We start from the raw sequence: 22,710 nt of genomic DNA, 5'->3' as shown, positions 1-22,710 counted from the left end.
GCCCTTGGCCGGGCTCAAGAGTCACAGGGTCAGCAGTGTAGCCCCTTCTCTGATCCGCATTACATGCGAAGATTGGAGCAAAGATGCTCTGAGCTTGTACGGACGCAGACTGGCTAATCAGCAAAGTCATTAGAGGAAGAAGTGACCTCCACACGATATCCTCCCTTGTGATGTATGAGAGCTGTAACACTACATAGACTGCACGCTTTCATAGCTCTATTCAAGATTGTAGTTCCGATCGTCATACTACCCAGCGCACACTTCTCTTCGGTACAGGGCACGGTGACCACTTACCGCATAGCTCGCCCGCCGATTGGAGACGCCGAGTAGAAAGTGAGCCCGTTATCGTGATCGACTCACCGGGGAATAGTTGCGGCCCACCGCCAAAGCGATTGGGTCAGCGCCCGTAGCACAACTGCGGATGTTTACTCGGACAGTACCAGCCGCCCGTCCGGCAGGACGTTGGGCTCTCCATGCACGGGATCGAACAGGCGGACGCCCATGCGTCCGCGCGATGCCGTGCGGCACTCGACCACGATCACCTGGGCGACGCTCTCCAGGGTCGCCACGATCTCATTGAGCGCCGGACGCTTGAGCCTGTTGCCGAAATTGAAACTGATATCCGAAACCGTGATGCCGTTCGGCCCCGCTTCGCGGACGTAGGCCAGGACGCGATCCTTGGGGCTCAGGCTCTTCGAGACCCGCTTGGCCTGGCTGTCCACCCCCGGAGCTGGGAGGGCATCAGGGCCGCCCAGGGCGAGCGCTGGGTGGCGTTGTGCGATCAGGGGCATGATGTCCGCCTGATCGAGCCACAGCGCCTCACGGAGCCCCGCTAGGTGCGTCCCGTGGACGGCCAGGAAGCGACGGCAGAGCTTCATGATCCGATCGCTCTGCCCGGCGACGCCGTCCGACAGCTCGGCACGCAGCTCGGGGCGATCCCTCCAGTCGGTCGGCATGTCCCGGCGCATCTCCTTCACCGACAGGAAGATCGGATGCGCTTCGGTGAGGAGCCCAACAAGGCGGGGGTCGAGCTTCGGCCCCATCGGCATCACGCCTCTCGGCCGACCACGCAGCCGCATTGCCGACACCGGCAGGACCCGCAAATGACCGCAGCGCTTCGAGACGAAGACCAGCCGCTTGCGGTGCAGATACCGGGCAGCCTGCTCGGCCCGATCTGGCGCGACCCGCAAGGCCGCGCCGAAGGCGCTCAGGGTCAGCCCTTCGTCCGGCAGGACCATGCCGCCCACCGTGGTCACCCACGACGCCGTCTCGTGTTTGAATTTCATCCGTTCTTACGTCCGTCGCGAAGGAAGTTCCCGGGGTTTCGGGTTTCTATCCTATAACTCCACCATTATTGTCACTTCACCGGATAAGATAAGTTACAAGAATACTAGATTCTTACATCATAAACCCAAAACCCCGAAAACCCCGTTTTTGCAACCCGTATAGCGGGAGGTTTTCAAAAGAAACCCCGAGGTTTCTTGGGAAACCCATTTCCTATTCTTGTGACTTTTCGCAATTCCTATAACGGACCGCACGGAGGTCACCCGGCGCATATCCGTTTTTTCGACCTGATTGTCCATCCCCACATCCCTCACAAAGTCCTTGTGCAACGGATATAACGGATATATCAATAACCCGTGGTCGCCGCCGACTCGGCGGCAGGCAGCGACACCAGCCATCGCCATCGCTGGTCTGACAAACGCGCCTTGAGCGCGAACGGGAGAACTTTGCATATGACCTATCCGACGACGCCGGGATCGAAGGGCGGCGGGGCATCCAGGGACGCTGGGACGAAGATCGCCGGACGCGCCAAGATGCTGCGCGCCGCGATCGAGAACCTGTTGCTTCCCGGCTACCGGCTCACTGCCGACGAGATCGCCGACCGCCTGCGCGAGACACCCTTCGCGATCCGCCCACGCTGCACCGAACTCGTCAAGGCCGGGGTCCTGATCAAGACCAGGGAGTGCCGCCCGAACGCAAGCGGCATGTCAGCCCACCTTCTGCGCCATAAGGATCGCGAGACCGAGGTGGCGCTTCCCGCCCCGGAGCCGGCTAAGTCCGGTTCGCGGGAAACCGGCCGCATCAAGCGCGCTCCGGCAGTCCACGCTGATCAGAACGCCTTGTTCGGCTGAGGGTGGCCCCAATGAAACTGGACGACTTCTCCGCGGTCGCAGAGTTGATCAAGGAACGCGCCTACCTCACCGGCCTCGCCTCCGTTACACGCGGCTCTCTGCCCCGCGTCCGGATTGAGGGCAACGACATCCGCCCCGATCTGATCGGGCGCTTGCTCCCAGACGTGAGGCTGGTACTCGAGTAGCAGATCGCGGTCGTGGACGAGAAACTGGCGGCCCTGGGCGTCACCACCGATCACGAAGCCGCCTGATCATGCGCGTGCTCACCAACGTAGACGTGAAGATCGTTTCCCGGATGGCCGCTAATGGCCATCCTTTCACCGAACTGCTCCATACGTGGACCGAAGACGGCCTGCCCCGCAACGCACTTTCGCGCGTCAATTACGCGACTGCCGACACACCGGGCAATCGCGCCTACCACATTCAGATCTTCAAGCAGCGGCAGGCGCGCCGGGAGGCGCAGATAGGGCTATCCAAATGAGCCCTCGCCGCGACCGCATCCGAGACAAGGTGATGTCTCGCGTCGAGATCGTGCAAGGAACGATGCTCGATACACCCTGTCACATCTGGACAGGGCCTACGTCGGGGAGCGCCGGGCGAGGAAAGGACTATCCGAGGATGTGTCTCGATGGCGGCACCATGGCCGTCCATATCGTGATGTACGTGCTCGAACACGGTCCGATCCCTCCCCGCAAGCAACTCGATCATCGCTGCCGCTCACGCCGCTGCGTGAACGCGGATCATCTGGAGATGGTGACGCATAAGGAAAACCAGCGTCGCCGCGACGAAGCCCGTCGCTTCGTTTGCGAAGAGATTGCGGCCTAGGAGAACGAGACATGAAGCGCCTCATCGGCGCGCTCGCTGCCGCGAGCGTGATCGCCACTGCCATGCCTGCATCCGCTGGGTCTGCACTGGAGGAGTTGATCAACTCAGCCGCAGATCAGCACGGACTTCCGCGTACCCTTGTTCATGCCGTCATCCGCGTGGAGAGCAACTATAACTGCCGCCTTACGGGCCGCGCCGGTGAGCGCGGAATCATGCAGGTCAAGCCAGCCACCGCGCGGTCCGTAGGCGTAACGGGAAATCTGTACGATTGCAGCACCGGCCTGCACGCCGGGCTTCGCTATCTGAAGATCGCTATCAGCCGTGGCGGCGCTGGCTGCGCCGGCATCAGCCTCTATCAGCGTGGGATCTATGGGCAGCCGGCCTGCACTGCCTATGGTCGCAAGGTTTTGCGTGCAGCCAGCCTGCATTTGACTGACGAGGGAGACACCGAAATGCAGACGGAGCCGCTGCTCTCGACGCACGTCGACCCTCACGTCGGCTGCGCTGTGCGGCGCCCGAGTTGCGCCGACACGTTTCCATAACCTTCCCGACTATTTCCGTCCTTTTCCAATTGACGGGTGGTCTTGGACGGAAATACATCGCGGTATTATTGTACTCTGACAATCGATCTGGGGCATTCACCACCGGGGGGCACGGCCGGCCCAAAGACGGCGCAAGGAGACGGTCTAAAGTGATTAGCAAGGGCGACGCACTGGCCTTGGCCATTGCGCTTAGTAGTTCTGAAGAGACGTTGTTGGGGCCGACCGACAGTCAGATTTGCGCCACCGCACTACGGCATTATGAGAGCGAGAAAAGCCGGTCGACGCTTCTCCGCATGGCGCGGCTCCCCGCGCTGGTATGCGCCGTGTCCATGGGAGCGTGCGCCCTCACTTATGAAACGCCGGTGATCACCGCCGCGAAGGGGGCGTCGTCGACGAAGACGGTTGCCTTTGGAAATGCTGCCCCTGTCCCGCATTTGTGGATTGATGCGCCTGCGCCGACCGAGGCAGGCAGGCTTCTTTTCAACGGCCTGCCGAGCAGCATTGAGGTTCAGTCCGTCGTAGCGGCTGCGACCAATGACGACAGTTGACCCCTCTTCCAACGTGAACTTTAAGCCCGCCCAGCGGGATTTTCCTCTGCGCACATAAAGGCCGACAGCGAATGACCCAACGCTGGCTTTGACGACCAAGTTACCGGCGCCTGCATTTAGCCATAGGCAACATCGAGCCAATGGGAGAAGGCCTACGAGTCCACTTGCTCGCCTGCCCTTTCGCCGAACCGCTTGATAGTCTTCTATTGATGAAACGCAGCTTCGTCTAGTGTGCATGGCCGGAGTCGTCATCCGGCCGTCATGATCGTCCCATCTGAACTTAACTAAAAAATGCGGATCCGCGGAAGCGATATCCGACACACGGACCATCAAACGAACTTTCCACTAATCGCTCCGATAAAAAATGCTGTAAGGTTCCGCAGAATTTCCATGGCGTTTGCCTTGTCCTTTGGCTGCTTGCCAAAAAACAAACCAAATAGCGAGACGACGTAGCCAATCGAAAAAAGTACATAGACTATGTAAACAAACACGGGACCAAGTAGTTGAGCTGCAGGTGGAATGCCGACAGGCGCGCCAGATTGCGCATACACAGTACTGCTAATAAAGCTTGATGTTTTAAGATACTTATAGATTACACTTAGCAGCCCCTGCAGACTCTCACGGAATGGCTCAAATCCAGACACTAAACTTGACCCGGCTGAGAACAACCCCGCGATAATTGCGATAGAAGTCAAGCGAGCAGCGAAGCGCGACGTTGTTTCAGCCGCTTTTTCCATTTCTTTTGTGAGACCGCGTAGAAAACCACGCCTGTACGCATGTAGTGCGGTTCGAAAGGACGGTCCGCCCGAGGTTCGTATCGTCAGCAAAACGATCCGTCTAACTTCCGGGTCGTCCAAGTTCACATTGTTGTCCTTCAGCGTGCTGCGGACTTTTTCGGGAATTTCACCCGTCCTAATTTCTTCCGGCATACCCCCCTCCAACTGTTGTCCCCAAGCTCGACACTACCGTAACGTGCGAGCATGTTATAGTAGCAACGTGAAAGGATTGGCCATCAAAACAATCGCCAGACTCAGCGATAAAACTGCGCCAAACTCTCGCCCGAAGAATTAAGTCGCATTGGTATGCTCGGCGGGCGGGCCTCGCCCCGAGCTACAAAAACTCGCAACGAGGGACATACCCAGACTTGGATGCGCGGTGCCTTGCTGGGCATTGGGTCATTCTGCTGCGCCGCAAAATATAGTCGCGAAAGGAGTCTGGCGAGCTTACGTAAGCCCTACGGGGTCTATGAGGTCGCGGCCTAGGCGGCAGCGTAATAACGGAATGCGGGCCGCCCTCCCTTCGGGCCGGTCCCCATACGGCCGCTCACCTGATTCGCATCCTGGAGCTGCTTGATAATCGACTCGTACCGAGCGTTATCGAAGAGCCCGTTGATCTGTTGCTTCAGCGCGACGGTGGTGATTCCCGCCTGACCAGCTTCCTTGATCAGCCGCCGCACGAACAGGTATTCCGCCTGCTTATCGTTCGAGGCAAGCCGGTCCTTCATCTCGACGATGCAGGACTTGGTCGAAAGCTCGGTCAGCCGTCCGGCCCAATCGAGCAGATCGTCCGTGAGCATCGGCCGCTCGGGGTTGATGCCGATCGCCACGATATGGGCGATCCGCAACATGATCTCGATCGAGCGGGTCCACAGAACCTTGCTGTCCTCGCTCGCCTCTTCGGAGCACTTCGCGAAGCGCTGGCGATACCACCTGAAGGCTTCGAAGCCATCCCCGCCCCACTCGGCAACGATCGGGTTGATCACCGGCTGCGACGCCATGTCCGGCAGGTTGGCACCACGCCGTGAGAGCTTGAACACGGCACGGCTCGCCTCGACGATCCGGTCCGGCGGCTGATAGGGCTGCGTCACCGGCTGATCGAGCAACGGCTTGCCCGAGATCGGCAGCACAAGCCAACGCGGCAGGAAGCCGTCGCCGACGCCCCGGCCGGACATCGACGGCCAGAAGTCATGCGGCGTCGTGGTCCCATAGATCGAGAAGCACGGCTGATGGATCGGCGTCGCCTGTTCTTGGGCGGCTGCCGCGCCGGTGTAGACGCTGTTCGAGGTGGTGAAGAGCTGGAGGATCATGTGGCGCAAGTTCGATTGGTGCGCCCCGGCCCGCCGGTCCATGATCTTGCCGATGAAGCCGCCGAACTCGTCCATCATCGACATCATGACCGGGTTCTGCTCGATCGTCTTGCGAAGCGCGGAGTCCGACAGGAAGTTCTCCGGTGCCATGAAGCGGAACAGCCCCGTCTTCGTCGCAAGCCGGTAGAGCGCTTGCCGCGCGTGGTCCTTGCCGTAACCAGGCGGTGCCAGGGTCACCACGTTGAGGTTGGTGCGCAGATCGGTAGGCCCGGCCTGATGACGGCCCGCGATCGTCCCAACCCAAAGCAGAGCAGGCCCGAGGGCGCACGGCCGCGACGGACTGGACGACGAACACGCCATCCATTCGACCAGCTCGCCGACGAGTCCGGGGATGCCACGGCAAAGGGTCTCCAGCTCGACCATAGACGACGCTGGGGGCGTCTCCGGTGCGTTGGGCTCCACTTCCCCGGCCAACTCACCGGCGGGCTCCGCAGGGGCCGCAGCGGGCTCGCTGGGCGGCGTGGTGAGGTAGGCAGTGAGGTCACCGCCGGCGGGCCGCTCCACGGCCCCATGGATAACCGTGGGGTGCCAGTCGGGATGCGGCGGGGGCGTCAATGCCTCCTCGATCGCTGAGCGCACCGGCGGCTCCTCGCCGCGCTCACGGGCCTCCCGTGCCGCCAGCATCGCCAGCGTCTTCGGCCCCATGGTCAGGGTGATGTTCGGCGAGAAGTCATAGCCCAGGCAGCCGCCGAGCCACTGCACGGCCGCGTCCAACTCGGAGTCGGGGATCTGCAACGTCTTCATCACGACGTTGAGCGCCGTGAAGCTCTCGCCGGTGCCGAAGTCCTCAATGCCACCCGGCGAGATCGAGAGGTTTGCCGAACGGCGGCTCATGGGGCGGCCCGAGCCCGAGGCGCGCCACGGAGCCACGGCGCGATAGACGCGGCCAAGGAAGCGCCCCTTCGGGAGGTTGAGCTTCGGTGCCCACGCATCGATCCGGGCGAGCGCGTCCTCGTTGAGCTTCCGGAAGAAGTTCGAGGTATGGCTACTCACCGTGTCCGGATGGTCGGAACCGGCCGGGTCCGGCGCGCGGTCGCCGTCCGGGTCATAGCCGAACGCGCGCAGCACCTCGCCGATCTGCTCGCCGATATCGTTCGGCAGCTCGGTCAGAGCGGCGAGGCCAACATCGAGCAGCGTTTCGTCGGTCCACCAATAATAGGGTTCGCCGGTATCGGGATGGATCGAGGGCGGCAGGACCGTTTGCTTGCCTTCGGCGAGCAGATCGACAAGACCGACGCGGTCGGGCGTGCGGTAGTTCTTCGAACGGATGATATCCGTGTTGCCCTGATAGAAAAGCGAGATGCCTTTGCGGCCCTTCTTCTGGACGTAGGGCACCGGCAGGATCGCGAGCAGCGGCTCGATGATCTCTTCCTGATCGATGTCGATGCAGGTCAGGCCGCGGCCGCAAGCGACGCCCACACCCGCGTCCGGCCATTTGGCCCACTGGTTAATCTGGAATTGCGACGGCCGCTCAACGCAGAACTCATTCCAGCCCTTGAACATGCGCCACTCGTCGCCGACCATGAGGCCGGGAACCTTGTTGCCGGGCATGATCGGGATCGGCGAGTAGCCCTTTTCATACAGCGTCGGGCCGACCTGGGCGAACGGAGAATCAGACATGACGGCAGCCTTCAAAACGGAGCGGTGTGATTGAGCAGGCGCACGCGCATGCGCTCGCCATAAGTGTTGAGAACCGTCTTCAGGAACTGCGACCACTCAGCCTGGGACAACTGCGTGAGATCGAACTTGCCGATGCTTTCGAGGTATGCGCCAGCGGCCTCGCCAGCCTCGTCGAGCGCAAATAGCTCATGAGCGCTCAGAGCCTTCGGTGCCATCTTGAAAACACTCTCCCCCAAAGAGATGCACGTCGCATCCGTGCAGAGCCAAAGAACAGGCTTACCCTGCTTCGGCGCATATCCGATCCCGATCGCCAGCCGCTTGCAGACGCCGCAGCAAATCGGCTCGGGATCAAACCTTGCTATTGTCATTGCTCGCCTGACGTTGACGAATGAGGCGCTTGAGCACCGTGAGAGCGTTGTTAGCGGCGCGGTGGTCGCTGGCGCTCGCCGAGAAGATCATCCGCACGGGCCTCCCCTCGCCGATGAAGACCTCAATGTAGTGGTGCCTCCCGCCGATGACGGGCTCATAGCGGTAGCCCTGCCCATCGCAGTACTTCGAGAGCTTCACATAAATCTCGTTGCGGCGAAGAACCCGCTTTGCGTTTGGTGCACTCATGTCCCGTCCCCTCAGAATGGAATATCGTCGTCGAAATCGTGCTTGCCCCAAGTGCTGACGAACACATCTTTGTCTTCGGCGGCCCACGAGGCGCTCGTGCGAAGCTGCGCCACCGGCTTTGCATGCCCAGGCATCGACGCCTTCGCCGCCGACGCGCGGCTCACGCCCGGCATCGTCGGCCGAGCATTGTCGTTCGCCGTCGCCTGCCTTGCCGCGACTTGGGCGCGGTAGCGGGCCGCCTCCTCCGGCTTACCATTGAGTTCATAGTTCCGCGCAACGATCTCTTCGCGTGACGGCTGCACCGAAACTAAGTTGTCCTGCGTGAAGACGCCGGGCGAGCCGAGCTTCCGGCCGATCACCTCATAGTGCCGACCGTTGGCGCGGATCATGATCTCGGTCGTCTCGCGCAGCACCTTCTTGCCCGCCTGCGTGAGCGTGTCGTTGATGGTGAACGGCGCGTCATCGCCGCCGCCATGTTCCTCCCACCACTTCTCAAACTTCACCCGAGCGAAGCCCTTGTGCTCCGGGCAAATCCATTCCTTGTGCACCGTGAAGCCGCACATGTACTCGACGCGGACGCTCGGTGTGCCGCCGGACTTATCGTGGCGATAGAACGTGCGCCGGTTGACCTTCACCCAATTGGGTTTCGAGGTTGACAGGATCGGCACCGAGTCGGCGGTTTGCTTGATGTTCTTCTCGATATCACGCTCGAAAGCGTGGCCGCAGTCCGGACACTCGCGCAGCCCCGCGAAGATCAGCGAGTGACACTCGGGGCATTCCTTGACCGGCGCTTCACCACCGCCCTTGCCGGGTTTCCGCACCTTCACCTGATCGACCGGACCATGCCGCCGGACGTTGCCCGCGAAGTCGAGAACCAGGCAGTCCGACTTGCCGTTGCGGATCGACTCGTGAATGTCCCTGCCCATGCAGCGCGTGCCACGGCCGACCATCTGCACGTACAGCGCAGTGGATTCGGTCGGTCGCAACATCGCGAGCAGATCGGTGCGCGGCGCATTGAAGCCGGTCGTGAGCACGTTCGCATTGGTGAGCGCCGTGATCTTGCCCGCCTTGAACTCCCTGATCCAACGCTCGCGATCCCCGTCATCGGTGTCGCCGTGGATTGCCTCGCACGAATAGCCGTGACGCCGGACTTCGTCGCGGACGTGCAAGGCGTGCTCCACGCCCGAGCAGAAGAACAACCACGACTTGCGCGGATGCTCGTTGCTGTTCGCGAACGCGATCACTTCCTTGACAGCGGCCTCCGTGACAGGATGCTTATCCACGGCAGCCTGAAGCGCTCCGATCTTGAAGTCGCCGCCGGACCGGCCGACGCCTTTGAGATCGAACACCGTCTGCGTGGCCTTTGAGACCAGCGGACAGAGGTAGCCCATGTCGATCAGCTCTTTGATCGAGATTTCATAAATGATGTCATCGAACAGCGCGTCGTCGCCTTCGGTGAGCATGCCCGAGTTGAGCCTGTAGGGCGTGGCGGTTAGCCCCAAGATCAGCATGTCCGGGTTCACGGCGCGAAGCGCCTTGATGAACTTGCCGTACATAGCGGCTTCATCCGGCGGCACGAGATGCGCTTCGTCGATCAAGAGCACGTCGATGCGGCCGAACTTCTCGGCTACGCGGAACATCGATTGAATGCTGCCGAAGGTGATCTGGTTGTGCACCTCCTTGCGCTTCAGCGATGCCGCATAGACACCGGCCGGTGCGAACGGCCAAATGCCCAACAGCTCTTCGAAGTTCTGCTGCACCAATTCTTTGACGTGCGTCGCCATGATCATGCGCGTCGTTGGCTCCATGCCGATAAACTCTTCGCAGATCGTGCCCAGGATCATGGATTTGCCACCGCCGGTCGGAACAACGATAAGAGGGTTGCCCTTGGGCTTCTCGGCCCAATACTTATAGGGCGCGTCACACGCTTTGCGTTGGTAATCGCGGAGATTCACGGGCATCAGCGCATGATCCCGCCGCATACCAGCCCCGTCAGCTCCAGCTCGGAGTCTTCGATCTGGATCTCGCAGACCACCACGTCATCGTTCCGGGAGATCGTGCGGCTGACCCGCGTGAGCGTCCTGAAGCAATGCCGGTAGTGACACTCGCAGAACGATTCACCCTCGCCGCACGGCGCGCCGCAGGCAAAGCCGAACATGCCCGACTCCCCCGGCAGGAAGAACTTGCAGTCGCGATGAGTTGCGTCGACGAAGCGAACTCGGTGCGGAAAGTCAGCCATGGTATTCTCCGTTTGCGTAGTGACTTTTGAGCTGTTCGAACTGCCCGGCCGTGATCTCCTCGACCAGCATTGCATCCGCGCCGCCGCCTTCGCGGGGGTCCGCTTCGTCTGATTGCGTGGTGAAGACCGAGCAGCTTTCGGGATGGTGCCAATAGCGAGTCGTGGACTTGGAGCCGTCACGCCACTCGCGGCCGTCACGCAGCGTGTAGAGGATCCATTCCTCTCCCTCGCTGGAGTCGGTGACCTCGCCGGGCACAAGCGTCGGAACGAAGAGATGCGCCGGACATCCGGCCTTCTGCTCTGCCAACGAGAGCGGCTTGCCCCAGCGCGCACAGGACCAAGCGGCGTCGCCGAAATGCTCAGGCGTGGCATGCAGGCACGACCGGCAGGACACACGTGCGAACTCGCCGTCGTGGCAGATCGCCTTGTGGCTGCACATGGTCCGGCACTTGAAGGCGGCTTTCGCCTTCTGGTCGTTGTGCAGCTTCATGGGCGGATTGGCGTAGTTGACGATCCGCTCCGCGCGTTGAAGAAGCCGGATCGCCTCAACGTGGTCGGCGTGGATGCGCTCGCTGTAGACCTCGCCGGTGTTCTTGTTCCGGCAGATGTAGAGGCCGCGTTCGTAACCGAAGAGATGGCAATAGGTGTTGAGCTGGACCCAATGGGAGAAGTAGCCCTCACGAACGCCGTGCTTCTTCACCTTCTCCCAATAGGTATCCTTCATCGACTTGCACTCGACGATATGCCAAGTCTTCGGCGCTTCAGGGAGACCGAGCACCTTGCCGTCCATCTTGCCGCGAACGTGGCCGGCGATTGCGCTCGCGCGATACTGCTTCCCTCGACTATCGACTTCGTCCACCTCGCAGCCGATCATCCGCAGCGCGTTGAGCAGACGCGTCTCTTCGATCTCGCCGGTCTCGAACGTAATCGCCTTAAGGCCGTCGATGACTTCGGGCTTCGAGGCCCAGCGGAACGCGTACCAAAGGGCACGCTCGCACTCCTCACCGAGAAGGGAGATCGAGATGCCCATAGAATCCCAGGCCCGGGCGCGAGACTTGGCATACGCCTCATAGATCGCGGCGGTCGTCGGATTGTGGAGGACCGGGAACTCGGCCATACGGCAAGCCTCTATCGTTCGCGCCGAAGGCGCGTTGGGCAGACTGCAGTCTGTCGTGAAGGGAGTGGTAGAAGCCGGGGCCCAAGCCCCGGCCAGGGGTCAACGCGCCTTAGGCGGAGCGCTTCCAGGGCATCGCGCGGCCACCCGCGGCACCGCCACCCTTGGATGGGGCCGAGCCGCCGTTCTGCGTCTGGCGAGCCGTCGAGGAGTGGGGCTGGGTGGTGTTCGCCGCACTGATCTGGGCGCGGCTATTGTCGTTCGAAACGGGCGTGGCCGGCGCCTTCTCGGATGGCGGCTCGGTGTGAGCGTTGCCCTCGTGAATGTACGCGGCAAAGACGTTGCGTTCCTTGTCCTGGCCGTCCTTCTTATAAATCTCGATGTCGATGTCAGCGACGAACGGCTGATAGAGCGCCATATCCGTGCTAGTGAACTCGCCCTTGCCGAAGCCCATCGCCATGCCGAGCGCCTGAAGTTGCGCGTGGCCGTTGTTCTGCGCCCAGGCGCTCGGGTTCGACAGGACGATGGTGCCGTAAACGATCGACTTGAAGAACGGACCTTCGTCGGTGCACTCGGCCTTGAACGCGTAATTGTCGCCGTTCTTCTTCGAGTTTTGCTTGATCTCGCCCTCGACGATTTGGAAGCCGTAGCGACCGCGCGGGATGATGGGACCGCCACCGCCCGACGCATTGCTATTCGCCGCGTCCACGTCGTTGAGATTTACGCCGAAGTCTGCCATCTGATGCTCCCCTTGGATGCTATGGCGTTGAGGGATTGGTGTTAGGCAGCTTCCGGCAGCGGCGGCAGGTATTTGGCGAGCGCCTTGTATCCTTCCCCCTTCCGGTACTGGAGCTCATGCGGCATGCCGAAGCGGTTGCCCGCAATGTGGCTGGGACGCTCTTCGAGGAACATCCAACGCGTACCGCCGCCTTCGGCGTGACGGAGGTCTTTGCCGAAGCCCGCATCGACTTTCTTGATGCTGGCCTTGAAGTTGACGAACGCGATGACGTCGCTGTTCGCCTCGACGATATCCGCTGCATCCTTATGGAGGTTGATGCGATAGCGCGAGTACGGGTCGGTCGAGGGCGAATCGAAGCGCGAGATGTCGCAGTGGCCGAGTTGCACGATCGACATATTGCGCTCACGACGCAGGGTCATGATGCCGTCGATGTATTCAAGGAAGATGCCAGCGGCCATCTTGTAGCCCTTGCCGTAGCCCGGGTCTTCGATGCTCTTCCAGCCATTCCGCGCGCACGCCTCTGCGCGGATGATGTTCTCCAGACCGGTCGTTGAATCGAAGATCACCGTGCTGTAGCTGTGTTCATCGGATACGAGCACAGTGATCGCCTCGCACAGTTCCGCATAGTTGCGGACTTCGAGGGTCTCAGCGACGACACCCGCCGGAACACTCTCGCCTTCGGCGGTCTGGATAAAGATCGGCCGCGGAAACTCTGACGCGAGCGACGACTTGCCCACCTTCGGAACGCCGTAGATCGTGAAGATCGGCTGCAACTCGGCCGCCGTCTTTTTCTTGATACTCTTGAGTGAGATTGCCATTCGGCTCCCCGGTTAGTGCGCGACGGACGTGTCGAGCTTCAAGGTCTTGGCCCATTGGAGACGATCGACCAGCCGGTAGCCGGTGCGATTGATGGTCTCGATGGTGACGGCGTGGCGTTCGGTCTTGCGCCGGATGCGAGAGATGAAGACATCGACGGAATGGGTTTCGCGGCCGTCCTCATTGGCTCCGTAGAGGATCACCATCGCCATAGGCTTCATGACGGTCTCGTTGGCGATCAGCGCCAGAAACAGGTGGCGCTCCTACGGCGTCAACTTCCACGCCGCCGGAAGAGAGGCTGCGAGAATTATGGACCGACGCATGTCTTCGATAGTGGCAGTGAGTGCGGCGACCTTAACCACAAGCTCTTGCTTCGATAGTTCAGTCATTTCCATCCGTTGACGCCGCTTGACATCCGTCGCATTTCGGGTTTATGCCGAATCGATGGATATTCTTCGCTGATGAAAGCGAACCTTTTCTAGCTGATGCAACGTCGATAGTCAACGGATATAACGGATATAATTGACACCAACGCTAGACTCCTGATCCGAAGGAGAGCGAGGTGACGGCGTTAGCCTTTGATTTTGTTTTAGTTATTGGCAGGCAAGGTCCACAAATGAAGGTGCCTAGTATGGTATTGAGTACGGGTGATACTGCGGGGGATGGAACTATGGCGAAGTCTGTGCAGCCTGGGCGGAAGCATCGGGTGCATCCGAAACTCGACATCATCAAAGAGCGCGTGGAGGAACGCGTTTTGCAGTTGAGGACTTCGCGGAATGAGCTCTCCCGCCGAGCTGGGCTTGGCCTTTCATATGTGAACGACCTTCTCGCCGGAAAGTCGCTCAATCCCACTAAAGAAGGACTTGCGAAACTCGCTCCAATCCTGGATTGCGACTACGAATACCTGATCGGGGAGCAAGCCTCCCCTCGGACCGCGGCCACCAGCGTACTTCCCCAGAACGTTGAGCCTGTAACCCTCGTGATGAAGTCCATCACGCTCTATCAAACCGGCCTCACGGACCCTGATGGCTTCTTCGCTCTCAACGACTCGCGAAGAGCGCCCTTCGTTATGCCGCTGAGCAATGACGTGTATTGCATCGCGGTCCCCGACGATACCATGGCTCCTCGCTTCCGAGTTGGCGAGGTGGTGATCGTCAATCCAAACAAGCAAGTTGGGCACGGAGGTTTCGCCGTGGTGCGTCAGACCGACGACCGCGTTGCGATTCGCGAAGTGGTGACGATCTCGATCGACAAGATCACCGTCCGCATGCTTGGCGACGGCACAGTCGTCGACTTGCCTCGCTCCCAAGTGAAGGCACTGGATCGCATCATAGGAAGCTGCGAACTCGGTTAGGCAGCAGTCCCGTTCTCTCTGCACAATATATCCGTTGACTTGACGGATATAAATAGATACGGTCCGTTGCACGCTCACGGGAGGGCAGAGGACCATGTCGTCAATGAAACTGAAGATCAATCGGGACAAGCTCGCCGAGATTGTAACGCGCGGCGTGTCCAGCGCGCCGAAGAACTCGCCTGCCGTCATCGCCAACAACGCGCGCATCATCGCACGCGACGGCTTGCTGCACGTCGCAACCACCGACTTCAGCATGCAAGTCGAGGCGTCAGGCGAGTGCGTCGTGGAGTGCGAAGGCTCGACTACCGTTGACGCCAGCAAGCTGAAGATGGTCGTGGATCGACTCCCGAAGGGTGTCGACGTCACGATCGACTATGACGATTCCAAGCACGAGATGATCGTCAAGGCTGGCCGTTCGCGCACGAGCTTCCCGACCCTCCCCGCCGGCGACTGGCCTGCTCGGCAGTATCGGGAGGAAGGTGCGAGCTTCAAGATCGACGGCTCTGACTTCGTCAAGCTGTTCGGTCACACCGCCACCGAACTATCAACCGTCCCCAACTCGCCGATGCAGGGCGTGTTCTTTCACGTCACCGGGAGGCGCCTCGCGGCAGTTGGCACCACCGGCATGATCCTGATCATGACTTCGATCCCTGCCCCCGCGGGAGCCGAAGACATGCCGATCGATGGCAGCCGTCGGCCCGGCATCATCTTGAGCGCCGAGACCGTGTCGCAGATCATCCGTTTGTTTCGCACCGCCGAAGACGTTCAAGTCGTCATCAACGAGCATTCGATCTTCGTCTCGACCGACTCGACTCGCTTCTGCTCTTCCCTATTGCTCGGCACCTATCCAAATTATGCGCCGCTGGTGTCCAACCCGAGCGAAACGCGTATTGAGCTGGAGCGGGCCGCGTGTGCGAGCGCGGTCGCCCTTCTCGAACCCTTTGCCCTCAAGGATCAAGGCTATCGCCTCCAATGCGCAGGATCGGACGACGGCTTCGTGGTTGCGGTCGGCGGTCAAACCGGGGGCGGCGTTGATGTGGTCGAGGCAGACATCAACGGAGAGGTGGCGTCGTTCGGCCTCAATGGTCAGTACCTGAAGACGATGCTCGGGGCGTTTAAGGTCTCCACGATATCTCTCCACCCCGATCATTCGAACCGTCGTGTGATTTTCCGTGCCGAAGACGAGCCCGAGCTGATCGGCGCGATTGGCATGATGAACATCTCGACCGAGATGGCGGCGGGTCCGAAGCATGATTAGTCACCGGTGCGACCGGGCCAACCGGCGCACGGTCACCATGCCCGACCGCGTCGGTCCTCATGTGAAGTTGGTATTCGCGGAGATGGCACGCCTCCGCTTCACCTATGACGAGACCGAGGAAGGTTCAGGCGTTCGGCGCGCGTCTATCAAAGCTTGGCGTCGCAAGAACAAGCCGGGTCTCGAATCGCTCGAAGCCGTGCTCGGCTTCCTGGGCTGGGACTTCGTTGCAGTGCCCCGCGCGAAGGCCCTCCCCGAGGAAGTCAGGGCCGAGCTTCAGCCCATCGCCGACAAGCTCGGCCTCACGATGACGCAGACGATCACGGCGCTGATCGAGATCGTGACCGACATTCACGAACGGTTTCCGTTCCTGCGTGAGCCGACTGCCATCAAGCCTGCTCCGCTAGGCGCGAAGCGCAAGCGCCCGCCGGCGGTCCACCCTGACCAGTTCGCCCTTTTGAATTGAAGACCCATGAGCCGCCCGCTACGTCCCGTAGAAATCCCGCAAGGTTCCTGGCCGCGCCGTATGCCGGCGCCGCTCGCGGCTGGGTACGTTGGAGAGACATCGGTTGAGGGGTTTCTAAAGCGGGTTGGGTCGGAGTATCCTTGGCCCCGCGTAAAGGAAGGACGCCGCCAGCTATGGTTGATCGACGATTTGGACAAAGCAATCGCGCCGGCATCGCAGGAATACGACGCCGCCGAGGATCTGTGATCGTGGCTCTGAAGCTTCCTCGTTACGTGCTGCATAAGACGCTGTCCGGAGGCCGACAGGCGTTCTATTTCACCGTCCCGGTCAAGTACCGCAAAGCGGGCTGTCCGGTTCCAAACGAGCCGCTTGGCGACTATGTCACTGCTTGCGGCATTGATGGCAGCGGAGGCCGGGCCGCTGTTTTGAACGCTCTATTTGATGATTGGTTCGCCCAATATACCGGGAAGGCCGTCGCCGAGAGAAATCTTGCGGGCGCTCGGGTTGGCTCGATTGATTGGCTCTTTCGAGAGTACAAGCGGTCGAAGGCCTATCTTGAAAAAGTCTCGAAGCGGTCGCGACCGGGCTACGAGCACAGCATGCAGGCCATATGCAACTTCGTGAATAAGAAGGGAGAGCGCATCGGCTCACTGCCGATCAAGAGCATCAGCCCCCGCGCCGCCGACCTGCTCTATGAAAAGTTTATAGCCAACGAACAGGGCGAACCGATCCTATACCGTCGAGGCGAGAAGTTCGTCGGTCTGTGCCGCAAGGCCTGGCGCGTGGTGCATCGCCTGTACCCGGCCGAGTTCGCCAAAGACGTCCCGAATCCGTGGCCCGGCGTCACGATGAAGACTCGCGTTAAGGCCACCAAGGCGGCCGTTACTCGCGAGCAGGTCTACACTTTCGCTAACGGAGCCGTGGAGCGCGGCGAGGTCGGCGCAGCTGCTGCGGCCGTCATTTGCTTCGAATGGCTCCAGCGCCCGGAAAACGTCTTGGCGGGGCATATCCGCTGGACAGGCTATCGGGCTAACAAGAGCGGGCCTCCGGTGATCCAGATCGAGCACCACAAGACCGGCGCGAAAATCGATCATCCCTTGGAAGACGTACTAGATGACGGGACGACCGTGCAGCTATATCCTGAGGCCGAAGTCATCCTTGCGCACCTGAAGCGCTTGGGTGTGCCGCTCATTTTGCGCGAGGTCCTGCCGGCCACCGGCAAGCGTCATGTCAAGCCCGACGCCAAGGCATATGCCAAGCCCTACAGTTTCTCCGGTATGCAGAAGATTGTGCAACGGCTTCGAAAAGATATTGGACTCCCGGCGCATTTCACCTTAGACGCCTGCCGACATGGCGGCATGACCGAGTTGGAAGAAGCTGAGCTGACTGAGGGCCAAGGCCGAGCGCTCTCTGCTCACCGCACGAAGGAAAGCTACGCGGGCTACGCCAAACGAACGGCACCGCGAGTCTTGGCCGCTACTAGGAAGCGACGAGCCCACGTTTTAGCAATTTCGGCACAAACAGAATCCCGGGACCTATCGGCCGACGAACTTTGGCAGGAAAAAACAGCAGTAAGGTGATACTCCAGAGCTAAAATCTCCACTCCTTGCGATCCTTCCAGTTTGGGGGGAAGCCCATTGAGGCTAGCGGGACAGCGGGATGAGCATCCACGAGAGATCTAAGTGCTTCCGCCCAATGGTTAGTCTCCCAAACTGCTGTCAACAGTATTTGCATCGCGAGGAGCGCTGCATAGATCCTGTCATTCTCTCCATTGAACTGAGCGCGGCGGGCATTCGGAATCGTTGGTTTGATTGTGAGAACTCGATTCCAAAGCCGCGAATGATGGGCGCAAATGTTTCGGATGTAAGATACTGTGTGAAGCCACGAACTAAGTATCTGGTGGCTTAGGCCAAATCGTTTGCAAATTTCACTATGCTCGGGGTGCTTTAGAAACTTTAGACATTCCGAAATCGTGCCGAACGATAGCACTTCGAAGAGCATCCAGCATGGCGGAAGCGCAGGATCTGAGTATTTATCAAAATAGTGCTTGATAAAAACGTCTCGACTTCGAGTTATTTGGCTTTCGATATCGGTCAAGAAGCGCGTGTGCCAATCCTCTATCGTGAAGCCTCGGCGCGCGTACCAGTTGGGCTTAGCAAAGTTTGCTCTGTTTAGGTACCAATGTGGGCCGTGCTTGGTTCCTACTGAATTGGATATCGCAGACCTAGCCGCAATTTCGATCTTCTCCACCGCCTCAAGAACAATCATCCGAAGTTTACGGTCAAAAATGTATCGATCATGCACCAACTCAAATGTCGTTCCCGGCCGATAGTACTCAGCTCCACCTGCGCCAATCTTGAAAGGGTGCAAGTAGCCGGTGAATCGATAGTAGCCGATGTGTTGAAGATGAGTGATCGAGTCGGCCCAGTTCTCAAACACCAAGCCTCTCGCTGCGAGAAGTATTGCCTGCTCTTCCAAACTGAGAGCGGGTTTCGCGAACGGAATGCGCGCCAAAATTGTGGCCCTAAAAAAGGAAAACCCCACCATATGCGCTTCCATGGAGAGGCGGGCGGGGTGTTATTGACAGTCAACCTAGTTGTGCGGAGTAAAAAGTCAATTACTCCTTAAGGCGAAATCAGGGGATGTTTTACGGTAGCGGACGTCTTGGAGTCAGCGCTCGTCTCCTCTGTATGCCAAAGCACAGTCCGCGAACGCACCAGAAACATACGTTCAGAATGCTCAAAGCAGCGTTGTTCAGAATGACATCGGCATGAACGCCTAACCTTCTGACCACGCTCCAGAAAGCTGGCTGGGGCGGGAGGGATCGAACCTCCGAATGGCGGAATCAAAATCCGCTGCCTTACCGCTTGGCTACGCCCCATCAGGCCATCCGGATCGGCGGGGCGCACGGGCCTGCGCGATTCCGGGGTCGGCGACCGTGGTCTACAGAGCGCGACCGTCCATTTCAACCGCCGCGCCGCAGGAAATTTACAGGCTGGCCCGGTGATCCGCCGCCGCGGCCAATTCGTCAATCCTGGCAAGCCCTTATCCCGACCTGCCCGGGCGGTCGCGGCGCCTGCGCGTGAGCCCACGCGAAAAAGTTGAGGACTGGGCGGTTTCATGGGATGACGGCGGCCAAACCGGCAACCGTTCAAAGCCCCCGAGGACACGCCATGACCTATCGCGCCCCGCTCAACGACATGCTGCTCGCCCTCAACCATGGCGCCGGGCTGAAGGCGGCGGTCGAGGCCGGCCATTACGGCGATTTCGATCCTGACATCACCACAGCCGTGCTCGAGGAAGCCGGCAAATTCGCCACCGACGTGCTCGCGCCGCTCAACAAGATCGGCGACAAGCACGGCATCAAGCTTGCGGACAAGAAGGTGACGACCGCCCCCGGCTGGCCCGACGCCTACAAGCGCTGGACCGAGGCCGGCTGGAACGCCGTCTCCGGTCCCGAGGCGCATGGCGGCCAGGGCCTGCCGCTTGCGATCAACGCCGCCTGCACCGAGATCTGGAGCGCGTCCAACGTCGCCTTCGGCCTGTGCCCGCTGCTCACCTTGTCCGCCATCGAGGCGCTGGACGCCCATGGCAGCCAGGAACTGAAGGACATCTATCTCGGCAAGCTGATCTCCGGCGAATGGACCGGCACGATGCAGCTCACCGAGCCGCAGGCCGGCTCCGACGTCGGTGCGCTCAGAACCCGCGCCGAGCGCGCCGGCGACGGCACCTACCGCATCAGCGGCGCCAAGATCTTCATCACCTATGGCGAGCACGACATGACCGACAACATCGTGCATTTCGTGCTCGCGCGGCTGCCGGATGCGCCGGCCGGCACCAAGGGCATTTCGCTCTTCCTGATCCCGAAATTCCTCGTCAACAAGGACGGCTCGCTCGGCGCACGTAACGACATCTACGCCACCGGCGTCGAGCATAAGCTCGGCATGCACGCCTCGCCGACCTGCACCATGACGATGGGCGACAATGGCGGCGCCATCGGCTATCTCATCGGCGAAGAGAACGCCGGCATGCGCTGCATGTTCACGATGATGAACCAGGCCCGGCTCGGCGTCGGCCTCGAGGGTGTGGGGGTCGCCGATCGCGCCTATCAGCAGGCGCTGGCCTACGCGCAGGACCGCAAACAGGGCCGCGCGGTCGGCAGCAAGGCGACCGGCTCGGACGCGATCATCGCCCATCCCGACGTCAAGCGCATGCTGATGCAGATGCGCGTTCTCACCGCCGCCGCGCGCTCGATCTGCTACGCCACGGCGGTGGCGCTCGACGTGTCCGTGCGCGCCAAGGATCCTGCGGTGCGCAGCGAGGCCGCCGCGCGCGGCGCGCTGCTGACGCCGATTGCGAAAGCGTTCTCGACCGACATCGGCAACGAGGTCGCCTATCTCGGCGTGCAGATCCATGGCGGCATGGGCTTCATCGAGGAGACCGGCGCCGCGCAACATTATCGCGACGCGCGCATCACCGCGATCTACGAGGGCACCAACGGCATCCAGGCGATCGACCTCGTCACCCGCAAGCTGGGCGCCAACGGCGGCGCCTCGGTGTTCAAGCTGCTCGATGAACTCACCGACATCGTTCGCCGCGTCGAGGCCTCGAACGATCCGGCGTTCGGCACCACCGGCGCCAAGCTGCGCGAGGCGCTGGGCGCGCTCGACCGCTCCAGCCGCTGGCTGCTGGAGAAGCTCGGGACGGCCCCGAACGACGCGCTCGCCGGCGCTACGCCTTACTTGCGCCTGTTCGGCTCCGCGCTCGGCGGCTGCATGCTGGCGAACGAGGCGCTGGCTGCGCGCAGCGAGAACGAGACCGACGGCGCCCGTCACGTCGCGCTCGCCCGCTTCTTCGCCGAAACCTTCGCGGTGCAGGCGCCGTCGCTGGAAAAGACCGTCACCGATGGCGCCGACGCGGTGCTCGGCGCGGAGGCCGTGCTGGTGGCGTGAAGATTCGCACCCCACACTCGGTGTCGTCCCGGCCTTGAGCCGGGACCCAGACTCACCGGCCATCGTGACTGGGCGAGATGGGTCCACCATCCTGCCCCGAACTCCTCCCTGGGGTTATGGGTCCCGGGTCAAGCCCGGGACGACGGGAGAGTTTGTGGCGCCCCCTTGCCCCACATCCGTCATTGCGAGCGCAGTTCGCAATGACGCAAACGGCAAATTCCCAATCCACTCTATCAAACAGCCTGTCGCGATCAGATGAGCATCCGCGGTCTCGCGACGCATTCCGCGCCCGAGCTGTGCTCTTCAAGTTCCGCCCCCTCCAAGTGGAGGGCGCGAGGAAGGCCGGGCCTCGGCTGAGGCCCATGGCCCGCCTGCAGAAAACAAAGCAGGCGGCAGTCACCACAGGTCCAGCCGGACAGACCCGGCCTTCCCCGCGCGATGGTTTTAACAGGCTATAGCGCGCTCTTCCTGGTGCACCGGGCTTTCTGGCCACCATGTCGCGCAATGCGCTTTCGCGCATTACGCTGGATACTAGCATCGGAGTATCAGAACCACACGCCTTCACCGTCCGCGAGCCGACGTTCGTCCGTGCCCGAAAGCACTGCGCCGCCCGCATCCACCGCATCCCGCTGCCAACGTCCGTGACGACCGCGAACCGTCCCCTACCGTGCAACGGGATGTACGGACCATACTGCTGATTTGGGGAGGCGGCCAAGCGATTTATGTTTTTCAGAATATCTTGACAGGTTTGCTTCGGATGATCGTGATTTGCCCGTCGGGCACGCATTGCCGCACACGGGGCTCCGTCCCTTGACTTCCCGGAGCGCTCCAGCCAGTGCTAGCCGGACTGCTCCGTCGCATCGGGCCAATTCATTCATGGCCTCCGCGAAGGGGACGGTCACGCTCCGCATAGTTCATTGCTTTCATCACATCGTTTGGAGACCATCCATGAAATCGCTCGTCGCCGCGCTGTTTGCCGCCGCCTTCATGCTGTCGTCCGCTCCGGCCTCCGCCGTCGTTCTCGATCTGTCGACCATGAGCTGCAAGCAGTTCGTCGAAAGCGGCGACGACACCATCAAGATGGTGCTGATCTGGCTGGACGGCTGGTACAAGGGCGACCAGGACGAAGCGCTGTTCGACACCGAGGAGTTCGTCGCCAACGCCAAGAAGTTCGGCACCTATTGCGCCGAGCATCCGTCGGTCAGCATCGTGACGGCGGCGGAGAAGATCCTTGGCAAGTAACAGACCACCGACCTATTGCTGAACCAGGCTGCGAATGGCGGGTTAGCGCCAGCGTAACCCGCCGTCTCACCGCTCCTCGAACGACTGATGACGCTGCGCCTA

The 22,710-nt window shown here is 60.9% G+C and carries 24 protein-coding genes and 1 tRNA gene; 12 read left to right on the top strand and 13 right to left on the bottom strand.

Translation table 11 applies throughout. From position 1 onward, the window contains the following. Positions 1-425: 425 nt before the first annotated feature. Positions 426-1,286, bottom strand: a complete 861-nt coding sequence (locus ACQR0Z_RS14895) for a hypothetical protein (protein WP_434919091.1) — start codon at positions 1,284-1,286, stop codon at positions 426-428. A gap of 450 nt (positions 1,287-1,736) precedes the next feature. On the opposite strand from ACQR0Z_RS14895, the gene ACQR0Z_RS14890 reads away from it, so the two are divergent. The 6 genes from ACQR0Z_RS14890 (at position 1,737) to ACQR0Z_RS14865 (ending at position 4,050) form a co-directional block, all read left to right on the top strand. Further along, on the top strand, positions 1,737-2,135 hold the full coding sequence (locus tag ACQR0Z_RS14890) for a hypothetical protein (RefSeq protein WP_434919090.1): 399 nt from the start codon (positions 1,737-1,739) through the stop codon (positions 2,133-2,135). A gap of 11 nt (positions 2,136-2,146) precedes the next feature. Then, a complete protein-coding gene (locus tag ACQR0Z_RS14885; RefSeq protein ID WP_434919089.1) occupies positions 2,147-2,320 on the top strand; it encodes a hypothetical protein in 174 nt (57 codons plus the stop codon). 68 nt (positions 2,321-2,388) lie between these two features. Continuing rightward, positions 2,389-2,616: a hypothetical protein gene (locus ACQR0Z_RS14880; protein ID WP_434919088.1), complete on the top strand. Its 228-nt coding sequence runs from the start codon at positions 2,389-2,391 to the stop codon at positions 2,614-2,616. Further along, positions 2,613-2,960 carry an HNH endonuclease signature motif containing protein gene (locus ACQR0Z_RS14875; RefSeq protein WP_434919087.1) on the top strand — a complete coding sequence of 116 codons (348 nt, stop codon included), beginning with the start codon at positions 2,613-2,615 and terminating at the stop codon, positions 2,958-2,960. The genes ACQR0Z_RS14880 and ACQR0Z_RS14875 overlap by 4 nt, the downstream gene beginning before the upstream one ends. 11 nt (positions 2,961-2,971) lie before the next feature. Then, positions 2,972-3,502: a transglycosylase SLT domain-containing protein gene (locus ACQR0Z_RS14870; protein WP_434919086.1), complete on the top strand. Its 531-nt coding sequence runs from the start codon at positions 2,972-2,974 to the stop codon at positions 3,500-3,502. 149 nt (positions 3,503-3,651) lie between these two features. Next, positions 3,652-4,050, top strand: a complete 399-nt coding sequence (locus tag ACQR0Z_RS14865) for a hypothetical protein (RefSeq protein WP_434919085.1) — start codon at positions 3,652-3,654, stop codon at positions 4,048-4,050. Positions 4,051-4,379: 329 nt separating this feature from the next. Here the strand turns inward: ACQR0Z_RS14865 and ACQR0Z_RS14860 are convergent, their stop codons facing one another. From ACQR0Z_RS14860 to ACQR0Z_RS14815, 10 genes are all read right to left on the bottom strand, one after another. Next, the gene (locus tag ACQR0Z_RS14860; RefSeq protein ID WP_434919084.1) at positions 4,380-4,979 is read right to left on the bottom strand and encodes a hypothetical protein; all 600 of its coding nucleotides are present in this window, start codon (positions 4,977-4,979) and stop codon (positions 4,380-4,382) included. 329 nt (positions 4,980-5,308) lie between these two features. After that, positions 5,309-7,816, bottom strand: coding sequence for a bifunctional DNA primase/polymerase (locus ACQR0Z_RS14855; RefSeq protein WP_434919083.1), 2,508 nt, complete (start codon positions 7,814-7,816; stop codon positions 5,309-5,311). 11 nt (positions 7,817-7,827) lie between these two features. Further along, a complete protein-coding gene (locus ACQR0Z_RS14850) occupies positions 7,828-8,031 on the bottom strand; it encodes a DUF6511 domain-containing protein (protein WP_434919082.1) in 204 nt (67 codons plus the stop codon). Between the two features lie 133 nt (positions 8,032-8,164). After that, positions 8,165-8,431 carry a hypothetical protein gene (locus tag ACQR0Z_RS14845; protein WP_434919081.1) on the bottom strand — a complete coding sequence of 89 codons (267 nt, stop codon included), beginning with the start codon at positions 8,429-8,431 and terminating at the stop codon, positions 8,165-8,167. Positions 8,432-8,442: 11 nt separating this feature from the next. Continuing rightward, entirely contained in the window at positions 8,443-10,392 is a 1,950-nt protein-coding gene (locus tag ACQR0Z_RS14840; RefSeq protein WP_434919080.1) for a DEAD/DEAH box helicase family protein, read from the bottom strand. After that, on the bottom strand, positions 10,392-10,670 hold the full coding sequence (locus ACQR0Z_RS14835) for a hypothetical protein (RefSeq protein ID WP_434919079.1): 279 nt from the start codon (positions 10,668-10,670) through the stop codon (positions 10,392-10,394). Before ACQR0Z_RS14835 ends, ACQR0Z_RS14840 begins: the two co-directional genes overlap by 1 nt. Then, positions 10,663-11,787, bottom strand: coding sequence for a hypothetical protein (locus ACQR0Z_RS14830; protein ID WP_434919078.1), 1,125 nt, complete (start codon positions 11,785-11,787; stop codon positions 10,663-10,665). Before ACQR0Z_RS14830 ends, ACQR0Z_RS14835 begins: the two co-directional genes overlap by 8 nt. Positions 11,788-11,896: 109 nt before the next feature. After that, entirely contained in the window at positions 11,897-12,523 is a 627-nt protein-coding gene (locus ACQR0Z_RS14825) for a hypothetical protein (RefSeq protein WP_434919077.1), read from the bottom strand. Between the two features lie 41 nt (positions 12,524-12,564). Further along, entirely contained in the window at positions 12,565-13,341 is a 777-nt protein-coding gene (locus ACQR0Z_RS14820; RefSeq protein WP_434919076.1) for an ATP-binding protein, read from the bottom strand. 12 nt (positions 13,342-13,353) lie between these two features. Then, a complete protein-coding gene (locus ACQR0Z_RS14815) occupies positions 13,354-13,578 on the bottom strand; it encodes a helix-turn-helix domain-containing protein (RefSeq protein ID WP_434919319.1) in 225 nt (74 codons plus the stop codon). Positions 13,579-13,901: 323 nt separating this feature from the next. Here ACQR0Z_RS14815 and ACQR0Z_RS14810 point away from each other — a divergent pair, with 323 nt between their 5' ends. The 4 genes from ACQR0Z_RS14810 (at position 13,902) to ACQR0Z_RS14795 (ending at position 17,994) form a co-directional block, all read left to right on the top strand. Beyond that, a complete protein-coding gene (locus ACQR0Z_RS14810) occupies positions 13,902-14,693 on the top strand; it encodes a S24 family peptidase (RefSeq protein ID WP_434919075.1) in 792 nt (263 codons plus the stop codon). Between the two features lie 103 nt (positions 14,694-14,796). Further along, positions 14,797-15,951, top strand: a complete 1,155-nt coding sequence (locus ACQR0Z_RS14805) for a DNA polymerase III subunit beta (protein WP_434919074.1) — start codon at positions 14,797-14,799, stop codon at positions 15,949-15,951. A gap of 37 nt (positions 15,952-15,988) precedes the next feature. Further along, positions 15,989-16,414, top strand: coding sequence for a hypothetical protein (locus tag ACQR0Z_RS14800; protein ID WP_434919073.1), 426 nt, complete (start codon positions 15,989-15,991; stop codon positions 16,412-16,414). A 248-nt stretch (positions 16,415-16,662) separates the two neighbouring features. Next, positions 16,663-17,994 carry a hypothetical protein gene (locus ACQR0Z_RS14795; RefSeq protein WP_434919072.1) on the top strand — a complete coding sequence of 444 codons (1,332 nt, stop codon included), beginning with the start codon at positions 16,663-16,665 and terminating at the stop codon, positions 17,992-17,994. A 10-nt stretch (positions 17,995-18,004) separates the two neighbouring features. Here ACQR0Z_RS14795 and ACQR0Z_RS14790 read toward each other — a convergent pair whose 3' ends face one another. Continuing rightward, entirely contained in the window at positions 18,005-18,961 is a 957-nt protein-coding gene (locus ACQR0Z_RS14790) for an Abi family protein (RefSeq protein WP_434919071.1), read from the bottom strand. A 259-nt stretch (positions 18,962-19,220) separates the two neighbouring features. After that, positions 19,221-19,295, bottom strand: a tRNA-Gln gene (locus ACQR0Z_RS14785). A 292-nt stretch (positions 19,296-19,587) separates the two neighbouring features. Here ACQR0Z_RS14785 and ACQR0Z_RS14780 point away from each other — a divergent pair. Then, positions 19,588-21,366: an acyl-CoA dehydrogenase gene (locus ACQR0Z_RS14780; protein ID WP_434919070.1), complete on the top strand. Its 1,779-nt coding sequence runs from the start codon at positions 19,588-19,590 to the stop codon at positions 21,364-21,366. Between the two features lie 948 nt (positions 21,367-22,314). Continuing rightward, on the top strand, positions 22,315-22,608 hold the full coding sequence (locus ACQR0Z_RS14775) for an HdeA/HdeB family chaperone (protein WP_434919069.1): 294 nt from the start codon (positions 22,315-22,317) through the stop codon (positions 22,606-22,608). Positions 22,609-22,710 lie beyond the last annotated feature (102 nt).

The sequence above is a fragment of the Bradyrhizobium sp. HKCCYLS3077 genome (assembly GCF_051167555.1).
GTDB lineage: Bacteria > Pseudomonadota > Alphaproteobacteria > Rhizobiales > Xanthobacteraceae > Bradyrhizobium.
This window is presented reverse-complemented; position numbering and strand designations above follow the sequence as displayed.

Excerpts from the sequence above, each read along its gene's own strand:
- ACQR0Z_RS14895 (WP_434919091.1), bottom strand. The coding sequence starts at position 1,286 with ATGAAATTCAAACACGAGACGGCGTCGTGGGTGACCACGGTGGGCGGC.
- ACQR0Z_RS14890 (WP_434919090.1), top strand. The coding sequence starts at position 1,737 with ATGACCTATCCGACGACGCCGGGATCGAAGGGCGGCGGGGCATCCAGG.
- ACQR0Z_RS14885 (WP_434919089.1), top strand. The coding sequence starts at position 2,147 with ATGAAACTGGACGACTTCTCCGCGGTCGCAGAGTTGATCAAGGAACGC.
- ACQR0Z_RS14880 (WP_434919088.1), top strand. The coding sequence starts at position 2,389 with ATGCGCGTGCTCACCAACGTAGACGTGAAGATCGTTTCCCGGATGGCC.
- ACQR0Z_RS14875 (WP_434919087.1), top strand. The coding sequence starts at position 2,613 with ATGAGCCCTCGCCGCGACCGCATCCGAGACAAGGTGATGTCTCGCGTC.
- ACQR0Z_RS14870 (WP_434919086.1), top strand. The coding sequence starts at position 2,972 with ATGAAGCGCCTCATCGGCGCGCTCGCTGCCGCGAGCGTGATCGCCACT.
- ACQR0Z_RS14860 (WP_434919084.1), bottom strand. The coding sequence starts at position 4,979 with ATGCCGGAAGAAATTAGGACGGGTGAAATTCCCGAAAAAGTCCGCAGC.
- ACQR0Z_RS14855 (WP_434919083.1), bottom strand. The coding sequence starts at position 7,816 with ATGTCTGATTCTCCGTTCGCCCAGGTCGGCCCGACGCTGTATGAAAAG.
- ACQR0Z_RS14850 (WP_434919082.1), bottom strand. The coding sequence starts at position 8,031 with ATGGCACCGAAGGCTCTGAGCGCTCATGAGCTATTTGCGCTCGACGAG.
- ACQR0Z_RS14845 (WP_434919081.1), bottom strand. The coding sequence starts at position 8,431 with ATGAGTGCACCAAACGCAAAGCGGGTTCTTCGCCGCAACGAGATTTAT.
- ACQR0Z_RS14840 (WP_434919080.1), bottom strand. The coding sequence starts at position 10,392 with ATGCCCGTGAATCTCCGCGATTACCAACGCAAAGCGTGTGACGCGCCC.
- ACQR0Z_RS14835 (WP_434919079.1), bottom strand. The coding sequence starts at position 10,670 with ATGGCTGACTTTCCGCACCGAGTTCGCTTCGTCGACGCAACTCATCGC.
- ACQR0Z_RS14830 (WP_434919078.1), bottom strand. The coding sequence starts at position 11,787 with ATGGCCGAGTTCCCGGTCCTCCACAATCCGACGACCGCCGCGATCTAT.
- ACQR0Z_RS14825 (WP_434919077.1), bottom strand. The coding sequence starts at position 12,523 with ATGGCAGACTTCGGCGTAAATCTCAACGACGTGGACGCGGCGAATAGC.
- ACQR0Z_RS14820 (WP_434919076.1), bottom strand. The coding sequence starts at position 13,341 with ATGGCAATCTCACTCAAGAGTATCAAGAAAAAGACGGCGGCCGAGTTG.
- ACQR0Z_RS14805 (WP_434919074.1), top strand. The coding sequence starts at position 14,797 with ATGAAACTGAAGATCAATCGGGACAAGCTCGCCGAGATTGTAACGCGC.
- ACQR0Z_RS14800 (WP_434919073.1), top strand. The coding sequence starts at position 15,989 with ATGCCCGACCGCGTCGGTCCTCATGTGAAGTTGGTATTCGCGGAGATG.
- ACQR0Z_RS14790 (WP_434919071.1), bottom strand. The coding sequence starts at position 18,961 with ATGGTGGGGTTTTCCTTTTTTAGGGCCACAATTTTGGCGCGCATTCCG.
- ACQR0Z_RS14780 (WP_434919070.1), top strand. The coding sequence starts at position 19,588 with ATGACCTATCGCGCCCCGCTCAACGACATGCTGCTCGCCCTCAACCAT.
- ACQR0Z_RS14775 (WP_434919069.1), top strand. The coding sequence starts at position 22,315 with ATGAAATCGCTCGTCGCCGCGCTGTTTGCCGCCGCCTTCATGCTGTCG.